General features: G+C 71.1%; 18 protein-coding genes and 1 pseudogene. 9 read left to right on the forward strand and 10 right to left on the reverse strand.

Annotated features, from left to right (window positions below):
- A pseudogene (locus ACGFYN_RS41120) lies at positions 1-209 on the reverse strand (DNA-directed RNA polymerase subunit alpha); the annotation flags it as partial.
- Positions 210-406: 197 nt separating this feature from the next.
- On the opposite strand from ACGFYN_RS41120, the gene ACGFYN_RS41125 reads away from it, so the two are divergent.
- Positions 407-628: a hypothetical protein gene (locus tag ACGFYN_RS41125; RefSeq protein WP_393871122.1), complete on the forward strand. Its 222-nt coding sequence runs from the start codon at positions 407-409 to the stop codon at positions 626-628.
- A gap of 458 nt (positions 629-1,086) precedes the next feature.
- Here ACGFYN_RS41125 and ACGFYN_RS41130 read toward each other — a convergent pair whose 3' ends face one another.
- Positions 1,087-1,827 (reverse strand): VOC family protein, encoded by a 741-nt coding sequence (locus ACGFYN_RS41130; RefSeq protein WP_393871123.1) that lies wholly within the window; start codon positions 1,825-1,827, stop codon positions 1,087-1,089.
- A gap of 47 nt (positions 1,828-1,874) precedes the next feature.
- Here ACGFYN_RS41130 and ACGFYN_RS41135 point away from each other — a divergent pair, with 47 nt between their 5' ends.
- Positions 1,875-2,765 (forward strand): GNAT family N-acetyltransferase, encoded by an 891-nt coding sequence (locus tag ACGFYN_RS41135; protein WP_393871124.1) that lies wholly within the window; start codon positions 1,875-1,877, stop codon positions 2,763-2,765.
- 48 nt (positions 2,766-2,813) lie between these two features.
- Here the strand turns inward: ACGFYN_RS41135 and ACGFYN_RS41140 are convergent, their stop codons facing one another.
- Positions 2,814-3,017 carry a hypothetical protein gene (locus tag ACGFYN_RS41140; RefSeq protein WP_393871125.1) on the reverse strand — a complete coding sequence of 68 codons (204 nt, stop codon included), beginning with the start codon at positions 3,015-3,017 and terminating at the stop codon, positions 2,814-2,816.
- A gap of 114 nt (positions 3,018-3,131) precedes the next feature.
- The gene (locus ACGFYN_RS41145) at positions 3,132-3,614 is read right to left on the reverse strand and encodes a hypothetical protein (RefSeq protein ID WP_393871126.1); all 483 of its coding nucleotides are present in this window, start codon (positions 3,612-3,614) and stop codon (positions 3,132-3,134) included.
- A 127-nt stretch (positions 3,615-3,741) separates the two neighbouring features.
- Here ACGFYN_RS41145 and ACGFYN_RS41150 point away from each other — a divergent pair, with 127 nt between their 5' ends.
- On the forward strand, positions 3,742-4,434 hold the full coding sequence (locus tag ACGFYN_RS41150) for a M24 family metallopeptidase (protein ID WP_393871127.1): 693 nt from the start codon (positions 3,742-3,744) through the stop codon (positions 4,432-4,434).
- Between the two features lie 21 nt (positions 4,435-4,455).
- A complete protein-coding gene (locus ACGFYN_RS41155; protein ID WP_393871128.1) occupies positions 4,456-4,947 on the forward strand; it encodes an anthrone oxygenase family protein in 492 nt (163 codons plus the stop codon).
- Positions 4,948-5,042: 95 nt separating this feature from the next.
- Here ACGFYN_RS41155 and ACGFYN_RS41160 read toward each other — a convergent pair whose 3' ends face one another.
- Positions 5,043-5,450, reverse strand: coding sequence for a LysR substrate-binding domain-containing protein (locus tag ACGFYN_RS41160; protein ID WP_393871129.1), 408 nt, complete (start codon positions 5,448-5,450; stop codon positions 5,043-5,045).
- Between the two features lie 201 nt (positions 5,451-5,651).
- Between ACGFYN_RS41160 and ACGFYN_RS41165 the strand changes: the two genes are divergently transcribed.
- Both ACGFYN_RS41165 and ACGFYN_RS41170 read left to right on the forward strand, forming a co-directional pair.
- Complete coding sequence (locus ACGFYN_RS41165; protein WP_393871130.1) at positions 5,652-6,350, forward strand: GAF and ANTAR domain-containing protein; 699 nt, start codon at positions 5,652-5,654, stop codon at positions 6,348-6,350.
- A gap of 260 nt (positions 6,351-6,610) precedes the next feature.
- The gene (locus ACGFYN_RS41170; RefSeq protein ID WP_393871131.1) at positions 6,611-7,117 is read left to right on the forward strand and encodes a cupin domain-containing protein; all 507 of its coding nucleotides are present in this window, start codon (positions 6,611-6,613) and stop codon (positions 7,115-7,117) included.
- Here ACGFYN_RS41170 and ACGFYN_RS41175 read toward each other — a convergent pair.
- The 3 genes from ACGFYN_RS41175 to ACGFYN_RS41185 all read right to left on the reverse strand — a co-directional run bounded on the left by ACGFYN_RS41175 (position 7,090) and on the right by ACGFYN_RS41185 (position 9,785).
- On the reverse strand, positions 7,090-7,932 hold the full coding sequence (locus ACGFYN_RS41175; RefSeq protein ID WP_393871132.1) for a DUF1684 domain-containing protein: 843 nt from the start codon (positions 7,930-7,932) through the stop codon (positions 7,090-7,092). The genes ACGFYN_RS41170 and ACGFYN_RS41175 overlap by 28 nt on opposite strands.
- Before the next feature lie 390 nt (positions 7,933-8,322).
- A complete protein-coding gene (locus tag ACGFYN_RS41180) occupies positions 8,323-9,519 on the reverse strand; it encodes a flotillin family protein (protein WP_393871133.1) in 1,197 nt (398 codons plus the stop codon).
- 14 nt (positions 9,520-9,533) lie between these two features.
- Complete coding sequence (locus ACGFYN_RS41185; protein WP_384254850.1) at positions 9,534-9,785, reverse strand: hypothetical protein; 252 nt, start codon at positions 9,783-9,785, stop codon at positions 9,534-9,536.
- 279 nt (positions 9,786-10,064) lie between these two features.
- On the opposite strand from ACGFYN_RS41185, the gene ACGFYN_RS41190 reads away from it, so the two are divergent.
- Together ACGFYN_RS41190 and ACGFYN_RS41195 are read left to right on the forward strand one after the other, a co-directional pair.
- Entirely contained in the window at positions 10,065-10,979 is a 915-nt protein-coding gene (locus ACGFYN_RS41190) for an SGNH/GDSL hydrolase family protein (RefSeq protein ID WP_393871134.1), read from the forward strand.
- A 134-nt stretch (positions 10,980-11,113) separates the two neighbouring features.
- Positions 11,114-12,259: an acyltransferase family protein gene (locus tag ACGFYN_RS41195; protein WP_393871135.1), complete on the forward strand. Its 1,146-nt coding sequence runs from the start codon at positions 11,114-11,116 to the stop codon at positions 12,257-12,259.
- A 60-nt stretch (positions 12,260-12,319) separates the two neighbouring features.
- Here the strand turns inward: ACGFYN_RS41195 and ACGFYN_RS41200 are convergent, their stop codons facing one another.
- Positions 12,320-12,787, reverse strand: a complete 468-nt coding sequence (locus ACGFYN_RS41200; RefSeq protein ID WP_393871136.1) for a winged helix-turn-helix transcriptional regulator — start codon at positions 12,785-12,787, stop codon at positions 12,320-12,322.
- Between the two features lie 119 nt (positions 12,788-12,906).
- Here ACGFYN_RS41200 and ACGFYN_RS41205 point away from each other — a divergent pair, with 119 nt between their 5' ends.
- Positions 12,907-13,401: a PaaI family thioesterase gene (locus ACGFYN_RS41205; RefSeq protein ID WP_393871137.1), complete on the forward strand. Its 495-nt coding sequence runs from the start codon at positions 12,907-12,909 to the stop codon at positions 13,399-13,401.
- A 19-nt stretch (positions 13,402-13,420) separates the two neighbouring features.
- Here the strand turns inward: ACGFYN_RS41205 and ACGFYN_RS41210 are convergent, their stop codons facing one another.
- On the reverse strand, positions 13,421-14,116 hold the full coding sequence (locus tag ACGFYN_RS41210; protein ID WP_393871138.1) for a GntR family transcriptional regulator: 696 nt from the start codon (positions 14,114-14,116) through the stop codon (positions 13,421-13,423).
- Between the last annotated feature and the right edge of the window lie 77 nt (positions 14,117-14,193).

The raw sequence follows: 14,193 nt of genomic DNA on the forward strand, positions 1-14,193 counted from the left end.
TTGACGCCCGGCACGGTGGTGAACTCGTGCAGGACACCGTCGACACGGATGGACGTGACCGCCGCACCCGGAATCGAGGAGAGGAGCGTGCGGCGGAGCGAGTTGCCGAGGGTGTAGCCGAAGCCCGGCTCCAGCGGCTCGATCACGAACCGGGAGCGGAACTCGTCGACGACCTCTTCGGTCAAGGACGGACGCTGAGCGATCAGCACGAGGTAAAGCCTCCAGTGTTTGGCGCCCGCTATGTGACGCTGTAGACACCAAGAAGGGTACGGCCGGTTCGGACCTGTTTGACGCCGAACCGCCCTGGGCCGCCTGTCTGCCGGGCGGCCCCGGACTCGGCTCCGACGGGAGAGGAGTCCAAGGATCGGCTACCACTGTCCCACTTCGTAGGCGCATACTGTGGTCAATGACAAAGCCTGCTGCCTCCAAGCGCCATCTGCCCACCAGCCCGTTCAAGGCTCCGGTCGCCCCGGCTCCCAAGCATTTCGCCGTGGGTGACCAGGTCACGCACGATGTCTACGGCCTCGGCCGGGTCATCGGCATCGAGGACGGAATCGCGGCGCTCGTGGATTTCGGCTCGACGCGGATGCGGATCCTGAGCCCGTACGCCAAGATGACCAAGCTCTAGAAGCGCTGGTCACGGCATGCCAGGTCCCTTCAGGGATCTGTAACCAAAGGGAGACCTCTCATCGAACCGACGTCACTGTTCTCCGCCCCGGAAGGGCAACCCCGCGGTGCCGCCGCGGCATCGCCGCCTCCCGCGACGAACCCCTTCCAGGCCCCCGACTTCGGGGAGGACGAGGGCTTCCTTCACGAGGACGCACCGGAGCTCACCTCGGGCCGGCGTGCCGGGCGCCCCAGGGCGGCCTAGCTCTCGGACGTGCGCGGGTTTCGACAGCCGGCCTTCGCAGCCTGCCGTTGAAGCCCGCGTACGTGTTGCGACGCCTCGTCGACCGGTGATCAGCTCGACACGCTGAGCGACGTGCGAAGAACGGCGAGAGCAGCCATAGGGAGACCGGTTCGGTACCCCGCGCTGCCCGAGCCACGATCATGGCGGGACCGTAGCCCCGCATGATGATGCACGTGTCAGGGCTGTGCGAGGACGCAGAACTCGTGCCCCTCCGGGTCGGTCAGGCACGTCCATGGGACGTCGCCCTGGCCGAGGTCGAGGTGGGTGGCGCCGAGGGTTCGCAGTCGCGTCACCTCCGCCGTCCTGTCGTCCCCGGGGTAGGGCAGCAGGTCGAGGTGGACGCGGTCCGGCACGGTCTTCACGCCGGGCGTGCGGAGGAATTCGAGATACGGGCCGACGCCCTTGGCGGAGCGCAACACCGCCTGATCGCCGGTCACTCCGTGCAGGGTCCAGTCCAGCGTCTCGCCCCAGAACCGGGCCATGGCCCGCGGATCCACGCAGTCGACCACCACCGCGGCGATCGGCCCGGTGTCCCGGTAGACCTCCCGGGGCTCCAGCACGCAGAACTCGTTGCCCTCCGGATCGGCGAGGACCGTCCACGGCACGTCGCCCTGGCCCACCTCGGCGGGTGTCGCACCGAGCGCCTTGAGACGCGTGATCAGCTCCGTCTGATGGGTCGCAGTGGTGGTGGCGAGGTCCAGGTGCAGGCGGTTCTTCGTCGCCGTCTTGGATTCCGGGACGGGGACGACGTCGATGCCGAGGGCGACCGGGTCCGGCCAGACGAGGCCGCCGGCGGGTCCGACGTAGGTGGTCACGCCGGGGCTGTAGGCACTCCAGCCGAGCGCCTCCGCCCAGAACCGGCCGACCGCCGAGGCGTCGACAGCCTTGATGTTCACCATTACCGGTCGCAATGCCATGTCGGCGATCCTATGCACCCGAACAAGTGCGTCAGGGATCATGAACCATGCGCCCGGATGACTGGCACCTCACCGACGACGTCCACGACTTCCTCGCCCGCGCCGGAGACTTCCTGCGTTCGCGCCCCACCCTGCACAACACGCCGCTCACCACCATCGAGAGACTGCGCACGCGCGGGGCGCACGCGTTCGGCCCCGGAGCTTCCCTCTTCGGCCACCTGGAGACGGCCGGCGAGGTCCGTGCGGTCTGCTACCGCCTGCCGACCCGGAGCCTGACCCTCACCCCCCTGCTCCCCGAACACGCCGACACCCTCGCGGCCCATCTCGCAGGCCTCGGCCACACCCTCTCGGGTGTCATCGCGGACCACGACACCGCCGCCGCGTTCGCCGAGGCATGGCAGCGGCACGCGGCCGGCGTCACGGCCGTGGCCCACTGGCGGGGGCGTCTGCACCGGCTCGGCACGCTGACCCCGCCCGAGCCGCGCCCGGAAGGCAGCGGGCGCGCCGTGGGCAGGCAGGACCATGCACAACTCGTCCGGTTCTGCAGTGAGTTCGTCGCCGACGTCGGTGAGGCCCCCTCCATGGACGCCGACGCCTGGGCCGTCTCACGCTTCGCCGACAAGCACTTCACCTTCTGGCAGACCCCGGACGGCACCCCCGTGTCCATGGCCGGCTCGACGTCGATGGTCGGCGGGATGATCCGGGTGGACCCCGTATACACCCCGGCGCACCTCCGTGGCCGCGGCTACGCGGGCGCCGTCACCGTCGAGGTGAGCCGGGCTGCACTGGACGCCGGCGCCACCGACGCCGTCCTGTTCACCAACCCCGAGAATGTCACCAGCAACGCCCTTTACCAGCGCATCGGTTACGTCCCGGTCGCCGACTTCACCGGCTACCGGTTCACCCCGGCCGAGCGGCCGTCCGGCGTCACGGCGTGACGATCGCGAAGTCCGGGTCCGGGGTGTCGAGGACCGAGAGGAGCGCCTTCAGCGCCGTCGGGTCGCCCGGGCGCACAGCTGGGACTGGCGCCACAGGCCGGGGTGGACGGTGTCGGGGCGGTCGCCGTCCAGGAATGCGGTGTCGTCGAAGCTCCACACCACCCTGCCGTCGTCCGCGGTGACGGTGCCGGTGGCGGGCTGCGCCACCAGGCCGCGGTCGGCGTCCTCGAAGTCGGGCACGGTCTCGGTCATGGGGACTCCTAGGGCTCCGCGCCGGCCGCCGGGTGCGGACGGCCACCGGTTCGGGGTGTCGGTCAGGCGACGGCGGCCATCTCGTGGGGGCGGCCGTTCCGGCGAAGGTCCGCGTCAGTACCGCACCGCCCGTGCCACCTCGGCCTTCACCTGGCCGGACAGCGAACGGTTGCTGCGGGCCGTCGCGTCGCCGGACCTGCCCGCCGGGACGTCCGACAGCGTGACGACGACGGTGTCGAGGAGATTCCCGCTGCCGTCCGTGAAGTTGACCTGCACGCCGAAGGACTTGGTGGAGGATGCCGAGTTCCTGGCGGTCACCTTCACACTGGCGCGCCCGTTGTCCGTCGTCGGCCTGCCGACCTGCACCGCGTCCTTGGCGTCGATGCCGCCCTTCACCTCGTCCAGCTTCTTGCCGGCCGACGCGGTCGCCGAGGCGAGCGCGTCCGCGCCGCGCGAGGCGAGGGAGGACGCGGCCGACGCCGCCTTGCTCGCGGAGGAGGTGGCGCCGTTGCCGTCGTCGGAGCAGCCGGTCAGCCCGGCGCCCACGACCACGGCCAGCAGCGCACACGCCGTCCACCGCATGGGGTAGCGCGCCATGATGCCTCCTTGGCTCTCGTTCTCGGCCAAGTCAAGTACGAGGGTCCGGGGGCCGCAACGCGGAGCTCGGCCGATACGAGGACGGGCTGGTTGCCGTGGCGTGATCGGCCCCTCTACCGTCGGTCGCATGGCGGACGACGAGCTCACGCGCGCGGCACGACTGCTGGATGCCCAGGCCAAGGCCGTGCGGCTGTTCGCGGAGATCGAGGAGCGTGGGCTGGTCGCGCCGGGGCAGGGGGAGCGGGCGGTCAGCGACCGGGTGCGGGACCTGGCGAACGAGCTGTTCGGCACGACCCGGCACTGGCACAAGCGGATCGTGCGCTCAGGCCCCAACACGCTCAAGCCGTACCGGGAGAACCCACCGGACCGGGTCATCGGCGCGGACGACATCGTGTTCGCCGACTTCGGGCCGATCTTCGAGGAGTACGAGGCCGACTTCGGGCGGACCTTCGTCCTCGGCGGCGACCCGGTCAAGCGGCGGTTGCGCGACGACCTGCCGGAGGTCTTCGCCGCCGGGAAGGGGTTCTTCGAGGAGCACCCGGGCATCACCGGGAAGGAGCTCTACGGCGCGGTGGAGCGGCTGGCGGCCGACCGGGGCTGGGAGCTGGGCGGCTGGCACGCCGGTCACCTGGTCGGCGAGTTCCCGCACGAGAAGATCGACGGCGCGGACACGGAGTCGTACATCACTCCGGCCAACGGCACGCCGCTGCGCCGCAGGGACAAGGCCGGGCGCCGCTGCCACTGGATCCTGGAGATCCATCTCGTCGATCAGGAGCGCGAGTTCGGCGGTTTTCACGAGGAGCTGCTCACCCTGGGGTAGTCCCGCGAAGGAGTGTGCACGATGGCGCATCCCGTCCTGGTCAGGATCGCTCGGTACACGGGTCTGCTGGGCTGCGGCATGCTCGCCGGGGTCGCGCTCACCGTGCTCTTCCTGGAGCTGGCGCTGCGCGGCCTGACCGGCCCGGAGTACGTCCGCGTCCGGCAGGCCGAGTACGCCCCGTTCACCTGGTTCATCGGCATCCTCCTGGTGCCGACGCTCGTCGCCGTCGTGATCCTCGCCCTGCGGGCGCGCACCGAGCGCGGCCCCGAACTGCGGTGGCTGGCCTGGGCGCTCGGCCTGCTCCTGGTGGCCCTCGCGGTATCGCTCGCGGTCAACGGGCCCATCAACATGGAGCAGACGGACTGGAGCGTGCGGGCTCCGCCCGGAGACTGGGCGCGCGTCCGTGACCGCTGGCAGATCGCCCATGCCGTACGGACCGTCGCCCTGGTGCTCGCCTTCGGCTGTGTGAGTGTCGCGATGCTCGACCGGCCTCTGAGGCTTGTGCGCCGGTGACGACCTCGCGGGCGAGGGCCGGCAGGGGGTGGCCGTCGCGGAGACGCCCACGGCGCGGCCCGCGGCGATGGCGAAGAGCCACTCGTCGGTGTTGGTCACCTGGATGGTCGCGGCGGGCGTGCCGTCGGCGGCCACAGGTCCATCGTCGTCGTACCGGAGACCGTGTTGAGGGCGATCGGACGGGCGGCCAGGTCGGCCGGCGTGATCCGGGGGAGTGCGGCCAGGGGGCTGTCCGGGATGACCACCACCCGCACCTCCGACGTCAGCAGGTGCGTGCGCAGCCCGGACGCGGTGACCGCGCCGCGCAGCACGGCGGCGTCCACCTTGCCCTGGGTGAAGCCCGCCGTGCGGTCGTCGATGCGCGGCAGCTGCAGGGGGACGTCCGGGTACGTCTCGTCCCAGCGGCGCAGCAGCGGGATGGTGTGGTCGCCGAGCGCCGCCCACAGGTGGCCCAGCCGCAGCGGCCGGCTGCGGTCGCCGCGCGGGTCCAGGGCGGTGTCCACGGAGGACCAGGGACTGTCGCTGCCCCAGTGCGCCGCCGTCGCGATGGTGGTCGCGGCGAGCGCGGGAGCGGTGCGGGCGGGCAGGCGCCGTACGGCCGAATAGCGACCTCAGTCGTGCTCGCCCGTATCGCCCGGGTATCGGATCCGTCCGCTCGGGGCCGTGTCGGCTACGGTGGCGGCATCCGGCGATCGAGGCAGGTGATGACGGTGGAGTGGCGCGAATACGCCGAGCAGATGGCGGTGCTCGCACGGAAGCTGCTGGAGCAGGAGTCGGTCCAGGCGACGCTCGACGAGATCGCCGCGGCGGCCGTCGAACTCGTGGAGGGCTGCGACGCGGCCGGGATCCTCGCGGTGCGCAAGGGCCGGGCCGTCACCCTCGCCGCCTGCGGAAACATGGTCACCGAATCCGACCGGCTGCAGGGTGAGCTGAGGGAGGGGCCCTGCTTCGATCTGGCCCGCCGCGAGAACGGCGCGCGCGTCTACCGCATCGCGGACATGGACCGGCCCGAGCCCGCCTGGGAGCGCTTCGCGGCGGCGGCCCGCGAGCTGGGCGTCGGCAGCATGACCGGGGTGCTGCTCTACACCGACGACGACGACTTCGGGGCGCTGAACCTCTACTCGAGCCGCCCCGGCGCCTTCGGCGAGGACATAGAGACCGCCGGCTGGCTGCTGGCGTCCCACGCCGCCGTCGCCCTGGCCGACGCCCGCACCATCGACCAGCTCCAGCACGGTATGGAGACCCGGCACGCCATCGGCGAAGCCATGGGCATCCTCATGGAACGCCACGGCCTGAGCGAGGACGACGCCTTCGGTGTGCTGCGCAGCATCTCCCAGCACCACAACGTCAAGCTGCGCGACGTCGCCCAGCGGGTCCGCGCCGAACGCACCGAACCGGCCTGATCACCCGTCCTGATCACCCGGCCTGACGCTGCGCAGGCGGCCGCCGCCGGGACCCGCCGACTGGTCCGGTGACGACCGCCTTGCTCCAACTTGGCCTGTTGGACGGTGAGTTGACAAGGCAACTGACCGGACCCGTACGCCGCATTCCACTGAGGCCGCCGGTCAGGGCACCCGGCGGCCTCTGCGACCGGCATTTCCGCAGGTGAACCGCGATGGAGTCCCCTTGACATCCTTTTCGGGGCGGTTCTAGCGTCCGAGCCATGAGCGAGCCGTCGACCCACCCCGGTGAAGGTTTCCACCCCCGTCTCGGAGCTGCGGACGGAGAGCCGGCAGCGCCCCTGAGCACGCGACTTCACCACGTCCGTGCCGGAGCGCTCGACGGTGACACCGCCCAGACCGGGGGCATGCGCCGGTTCGCCGCGATCAGCGGGAGGACGGTCGGGTCGGAGAAGCTGTGGATGGGCCAGACCCATGTCGCCCCCTCCACGGCCTCCTCCGACCACCACCACGGCGAGTCCGAGACCGCGATCTACGTCGTCAGCGGCCACCCCGAGTTCGTCTTCCTCGACGACTCCGGCTCGCGACCGGAGGAGGTACGGCTGCGCACCGGCCCCGGCGACTACGTCTTCGTCCCCCCGTTCGTGCCGCACCGCGAGGAGAACCCCGACCCCGCCGAGGAGGCGGTCGTCGTCATCGCCCGCAGTACCCAGGAGGCGATCGTGGTCAACCTTCCGCACCTTTACGTGCTGGGCGGAGAGGACGACTGACCTCGCTCCCGCGGGATCCTCAGACCCGCCTCGATCGCCACCTCAAGCCGGTTCTCGGCCGGGGGCAGCGGGCAGGTGGCCAGGTCCGTGTAGGCGCACGGGAGGTTCGCGGCGCGGTTGAAGTCCAGGACGACCGTGCCGTCGGCGGCGGGCGGTTCGAGGGACAGGGACCGGTTGGCGGCGTAGGTGGTGACCCCGGAGGTCGCGTCGGTGAAGAGCACCATCAGGCGGCCCGGCCCAGGTCCGGGGAACGCGGTCAGCGACAGCCGGCGCCCGTCCAGTTCGAACTCGATCCTGCCCGGGGCGTCGTAGACATGCTCGAGGCCCTCGACCGCGGCCCCGACCGTGGTCGGCCGGGGCTCGTCGAAGGGGACGTAGCGGCCGGTCACGGCCCAGCGCGGGTCGGGGGCGTAGGCGGGGGTCCCGGTGAAGGCCGTGCGCAGCGGAGCGTCAGGGTGCCGGGGGCGCAGAATGTCGTTGCCGCCGCGCTTGGCGACCTCGATGACGGCGTCTTCCCAGACCGCGTCGACGCCACCGCGCTCGGGCAGCACGCCGAAGCGGTGTTCCCCGCGCACCGGTGTTCCGTCCACGACCAGTTCCGCACCGTCGTCGAGCGTGACGACCACCCCGTCCCGGCCGGTGTGCCACGCGCCGGGCGCGTCCGGGAAGCGCCGCGGTGTCTCGTCGAGCCAGTGCAGGCCGGTGATCGCCAGGAATCCGTGCGGGGCGGCGAGCCGGGCCTCCTGGGCGCGGTACCACTCCAGCCAGTTCTCCGTGAAGGCGTGGAGATCGGTCGTGGTCGCCTCGGTGGTCATGCGTTCTCCTTCGCTGTCATGCCAGTCGGAACGGACACCGGCCGGAGGCGCATTCCGGTCCCCGTGTGACAGCTTCATGGCAGTCATGTGTCCTCGTGACGGCCATGTGTACGGTATGATTGATCAAGAGCCGGTCGCCGCAACTGCGGGTGTCCGGCACTGCGTTGGTGGTCCAAGGAAAGACGCCCCGCTTCCTGCGGGGAAATGCAGGTGCAAGGCCTGCCCGGCGCTCGGACACGGGGCCCGTTCACGCGTACAGCGTGGACGGGCCCCGCTCGTTGTGCGCCGACACTCGCGCCAATACCGCATCCACACATCGGCGAGGCCCCGGACGCCCACCTGCGTCCAGGGCCTCGACGGCTCCGACTGCTCGCCGAATACGGCCAGTTGCTAGTCCACGTCCACCGGACCGTCGTCCGACTTCTTCTCCCGGCCCGAGCGAAGCTGCAGCAGCCCGCTGTTGCCGTCCTTTCCGCCGTCTCCGGGACGGGGGTTGTCCGTGGCCTCCTGGCCGTTGAGGTTCTGGCGGACCGAGTCGAGGATCGTCAGGCCCTGGGAGACCAGGCCGGCGGCGATCTCGCCCAGGCCGTCCGCGCCGTTGAGGACGTTGACGTTGGCGCCGGCCAGGCCGCCCGCGGCCTCCTTCACGATCTGCGGGAGCTGGTCGATCAGCATGCGGTCGAGCGCGACGCGGTCGTAGGAGGCGGCGGCCTCGGCCTGGATCTTCATGCGCTGCGCGTCGGCGGCGGCGAGGACGCGGACGCGCTCGGCCTCCGCCTCGGCCGGCTTCACGACCTCGGCGACCAGCTGCTGCTGGCGCAACTTCGCCTGTCGCTCGGCCAGTTCGGTCTGCGCGGCGAGCACCTCCTGCTGAGCGTGGGCCTGAGCCAACGGCCCGGCCTGGCCGGCCTCCGCCTGGGCGCGGTCCACCTGGGCCGAGTACTCCGCCTTGACGACGGCGGTCTTGCGGGCGTACTCGGCCTGCTGACGGTCCGCCTCCTGCTGCGCCTCCGCCGCGGCCTGGGTGGCCTGCGCCTGCGCGATCTGGGCCTGCCGCTGGATGGCGGCCCGGTGCGGCGCGGACATCGCGTCGATGTACCCGGCGTCGCCGTCGTCGATGGACTGGATCTGCAGCGAGTCGACGATCAGGCCGATCTTCGCCATCTCCGTCTTGGAGGTGTCCAGCACCTCAGCGGCCAGCTTCTGCCGCTCGGTGACGATCTCCTCGACCGTCATCGAGCCGATGATGGCGCGCAGGTGGCCCGCGAAGATGCGCCCGGTCAGCACCGACATCTGTTCCTGGTCGGAGAGGAAGCGCTGGCCCGCGTTGATGATGCTCTCGTTGTCGTTGCCGACCTTGAACGCGATGACGGCGCGCACGCTCAGGGCGATGCCCTGCCGCGTCACGCACGTCTCGGTGACCTCGGCCTCGTTCATCGAGAGGGTTAGGAAGCGGGTCTTGCGGAAGAACGGCAGCACGAACTTGCCGTGCCCCGTCACCACTCGGAACGGCGCGCCCCCCAGTCCCCGCCGGCCCCCCGAGATCAGCATCGCCTCGTCGGGAGCGGGAACGCGGTATCCGAACATTTCTTGTCTACTCCTCAGTCGGCGCCGGCGGTGTCACCGCCGAGCGCGTCCAATGGATCCGCCCACTCGATGACGCCGACCTCTCGACATCCACGCGACTCGATCACGAGTACCGTCGCCCCCGTAGGCAGTGGTTCTTCGGACCAGGCGAGGAAGGTCTCGGAGCCGCCTCGGACGCGCACCAGGACTTCGCCGGGGCCCGCGGATCCGCGTGTTCCGATGAGCACCTGCCCGGTACAGCCGATCACGGCTTCGTCCTGCGGCATCACGCCCGCTCTCCTCTTTCCTGACCCATGGTTCAGACGATAGACCCACCTGGGTCGGGGACCCAACGGGCATGGCGTCCAAGGTTGCGCGGCTGTGACGTGCCGGCTCCGCGCACGCCGCAGGGCCGACTCCGACCGTGCCGTACCGACTGCCTCCCGCCTCTATCCGCGGACACATACCGAGCGGTATACAGACTCCGTCGCGTGTGACGCCCGCACCCCGTGTGCCGGTTCCGCGCGACGTCCATGTATCCGGGGGCGGGTCTGGGGGAGGATCGCATGACTGACGAAACGCGTTCGGGAAGAGCGGCGCGACGGCGGCAGGGAATCGCGGTGGGGGTGGCGCTCGGCAGCTGCGCCCTCGTGGCGATGTCGACGTCGCCGGCCGCCGCGCACGGCGGCGGACACGGTCGCGGCACCAGCTACGCGGCGCTAGGGGACTCGTACACCTCGGGCCCCGTCATTCCGACGCAGGTGGACGCGAACTGCGCGCGCTCGGACCACAATTACCCCTCGCTCGTCGCGGCGGCACGCAAGGTCGGCGCGTTCAAGGACGTGAGCTGCGGGGGTGCGACGACCGAGAACATGTGGAAGCCGCAGGGCACCAACGGCCCGCAGCTGGACGCCGTGAACCGGCACACCGACCTGGTGACGGTGCAGATCGGCGGCAACGACATCGGCTTCAGCTCCATCATCGGCACCTGCGCCAAGCTCGCGCCCACGAATCCGGCCGGTGCCCCGTGCCGCCAGTACTACGCCTCGTCCGGCTACGACCAGCTCGCGGTCAGCATCCTGAAAACTGCGCCGAAGGTGGACGCGGTGCTGCGGGCCGTCCACGCGAGGGCGCCGCACGCCCGGGTGCTCGTCGTCGGCTACCCGGACCTGCTGCCCGACGACGGCAGCGGCTGCTACCCCTCGGTGCCGTTCGCGGCCGGGGACTTCCCCTATCTGCGTGACACCGGGAAGCGGCTGAACCTGATGCTCCGGCTGGTGGCCGCATCGAACCACGCGGAGTACGTCGACACCTACGGGCCCACGCGCGGCCATGACATGTGCAAGGCGCCGGACGTCCGCTGGATCGAGCCGCTCCAGCCGGCCTCGCCCGCCGCCCCCGCGCATCCGAACGCCAAGGGCGAACAAGCGATGGCGCGTGCTGTCCTCGAACGCCTGGGCAAGGGGCACGGCCGGTACTGAGCGGCGTCACGCCTGATGTTCCTGGCATTGGTGTGACGTCGGGTACGGGACTGAATGAAAGGGGCTGAACGGGCAACGTTCCCCTTCATGCCCCTTTTCATGCCCCGCAGGCACAGCCCCCGGCCGGTGATTCGATGACGACGGCGACCAGGGCGACCAGGACGCCCCCCGCCACCTCGACCGCCGCCCTCGCCAAGAGCTCCAAGCCCGCTCCGGCCGCCTCGCTGCCCTCGCTCACCGGGCTGCGCTGGGTCGCCGCGCTGCTGGTCTTCGGGCTGCACGTGAACAACTTCCGCTATTTCGACGGCACCGGCGGTCGCGTCGTCACCTGGGCGTTCGGGGCCGGTGGCACGGGCGTGTCGTTCTTCTTCGTGCTCTCCGGGTTCGTGCTGACCTGGTCCGCCCGGCCCGGCGACCGCGCCCCGGCCTTCTGGCGGCGGCGCATCGCCCGCGTCCTGCCGGTGCACCTGGTGACCGCCGCGGTCGCGCTGCTCATGGCCTGCACGCTGGAGCACCAGTCGATGCCCTCGCTGCGCCAGGGGCTGGCCAACGTCCTGCTGGTGCACTCCTGGTGGCGCCCGTGGTGGCAGACGCTGGACCCGGTCAGCTGGTCGCTGGCCTGCGAGGCCTTCTTCTACGCCCTCTTCCCGCTGCTCGCGGTCGGGCTGCGCCGCCTCGGCCCACGGGGAGCCACCGCCGTGGCCGGCCTGTCGGTGCTCGCGGTCCTGGCCGTGGCCTGGGTGAACGCACAGCACTGGCTGAGCCAGCCGATCGACTCCCTGCCGCTCGCGCGGCTGCCCGAGTTCGTCCTCGGCGTCGCCGTCGCCCGCCTGGTGCTGCTCGACCGGTGGCGCGGCCCCGGCCTGGAAGCCTCCCTCGCGCTGGCGGTCATCGGCTACTTCCTGGTCCCGCAGGTCACCACCGACTACCGGGCCACCACCTGCACCGTCATCGGCTTCGCGCTGCTCATCCCGGCGGCGGCCGTCGCGGACCTGCGCGGCCTGCCCTCCCTGTGGCGCGGCCGGCGGCTGGTCAGACTCGGCGAGCTCTCCTTCGCCTTCTACATGGTCCACCTGCTGGTGCTGCGCGCCGGGACCAACGTGATCGGCGTCAAGCCCCGCTTCGGCCTGACGGAGGGGCTCGCGGTCACCGCCGTCGCCTTCACCGTCTCTCTCGGCCTGTCCTGGCTCCTGTACGAGACGGTGGAAGGCCCCGCACGACGGCTGCTGCTGCGCGGACGCCGCTCCGCCCGCACCCGGCCGACCCGGCAGCCGGCGTAGAGCGGGAGGCGGCGTAGAGCAGGAGACGGCGCAGAGCGGGAGACGGCGAGCCCGGGGCTCTCAGCCGAGCGGGCGCGCGGCCGGTCCCGGCCGGACCGTGACCTCGGCGGGGGAGAGGGCGGTGTGCTCGTCGGGGCACTCGACCACGACCCGCACCGCCGCGCCGCAGTCGCGGTGGCGGATGTCCAGGACCGGGCCCTCGGGGTCGCCGACGTACGTCTCGCCCCACTGCCGCAGTGCCACCAGGACGGGCCACAGGTCGCGGCCCTTGGGGGTCAGGCGGTACTCGTTGCGGGTCCGGCTCCCGTGCTCCCGGTACGGGACGGCGGTCAGGATCCCGGCCGCGACCAGCTTGCGCAGCCGTTCGGCGAGGACCGCCTCGGAGAGTCCCACATGGCGGCGGAAGTCGTCGAAGCGGCGCACCCCGTTGAAGGCGTCGCGCAGCAGCAGCAGCGTCCACTTCTCGCCGACCAGGTCGAGGGTGCGCTGGACCGTGCAGTTCTCGGTGCTCGTCTCGAGCCACTTCATGAGGCCATCGTAGAGCCCTGGCTTCGTCATTGACAGTCAGCTGCGGGGAGAGCTAGCTTCGAGAAACATAGCCAGAGGGTTCACGAGGGAACTCGGGACCGAGGAGGAAGCGCCGCCGCATGGAACGCTCTCGTACGTACGACTGGGACGACCCCGCCATCTCCGCGGCCGTCGTCGGGCAGGACTCCGGGCTGCACTTCCTGCGCGAGATGCTCGCCGGGCGGCTGCCCTCGCCGCCGATCGCCGCCACTCTGGGCATGTCGCTCGAAGAGGTCGACCACGGCCACGCGGTGTTCTCGCTGGAACCCGGCGAGGAGCACTACAACCCCATCGGCAGCGTCCACGGCGGCATCTACGCGACGATGCTCGACTCGGCGGCCGGCTGCGCGGTGCAGTCCACCCTGGCGCAGGGGATCGGCTACACCTCGGTCGACCTGACCGTGAAGTTCCTGCGCCCGATCACCGCCGACTCGGGCAAGGTGCGCGCCGTCGGCCGGGTCCTCAGCAGCGGCCGGCGCACCGCACTCGCCGAGGCGCAGCTCCTCGATCCGGCCGACCGCCTCCTCGCGCACGCCACCAGCACCTGCATGCTCTTCCCGGTGCCGGGCGCCTGACGGTCAACTGCCGGCCGGGTCAGTTCTGTTGCTGCCGCTCGTCCATGCCCGCCATCAGCGCCTGGTGGCTGCGGCGGACGTGCTCGCGCATCACACGCTCCGCGCCGTCGCCGTCCTTGGCGAGGATCAGTTCGAGGACGCGGTGGTGCTCGTGGTCGGACTCGCTGAGCCGGCCCGGCCGGGACAGGGAGGTGCGCACCAGGCGGGCGTAGGCGAGCTGGTTCATGAGGGTGCGGTAGTGCGCCTCCAGCTTGGTGTTGTCCGCGCCGGCCATGATCAGGTCGTGGAACTCGTGCACCAGCTGCGCGTACCGCTCGGCGTCGCCCTTGCGCACCGCCTCGTCCGCCTCGCGCATGTTCTCCGCCAGCCGCTCCACCTCCGGGACGTTGCCCCGGAACGCCAGCAGCCGGGCCGCCGCTCCCTCCAGCAGCTCCTTCATCTGGAACAGCTCGGTGATCTCGCGCCGCGACGGCACCGCGACGAAGGTGCCGACCCGGGGCCGGACCTCCACCAGCCCCTCGATCTGCAGCTGCTTCAGCGCCTCGCGGATCGGTGTGCGGCTGACGCCGAACGTCTCCGACAGCGCCATCTCGGACAGGCTGGAGCGCGGCGGCAGCTCACCGCTGATGATCATCTGGCGCAGCTCTTCGGCGACTCTGGCCTGCATGCTGGTCTGCTGCAACGGCTTACGGGCCCGCCCGGTGGGTTCTTGCATGGCACATGAACGTAATGTGCCTGCCCGGGCGGCGTCAACCGTCCCGGGACCTGACAACTGCCATGCAACGCGGCTCG

The sequence above is a fragment of the Streptomyces sp. NPDC048419 genome (genome assembly GCF_043200415.1).
GTDB lineage: Bacteria > Actinomycetota > Actinomycetes > Streptomycetales > Streptomycetaceae > Streptomyces.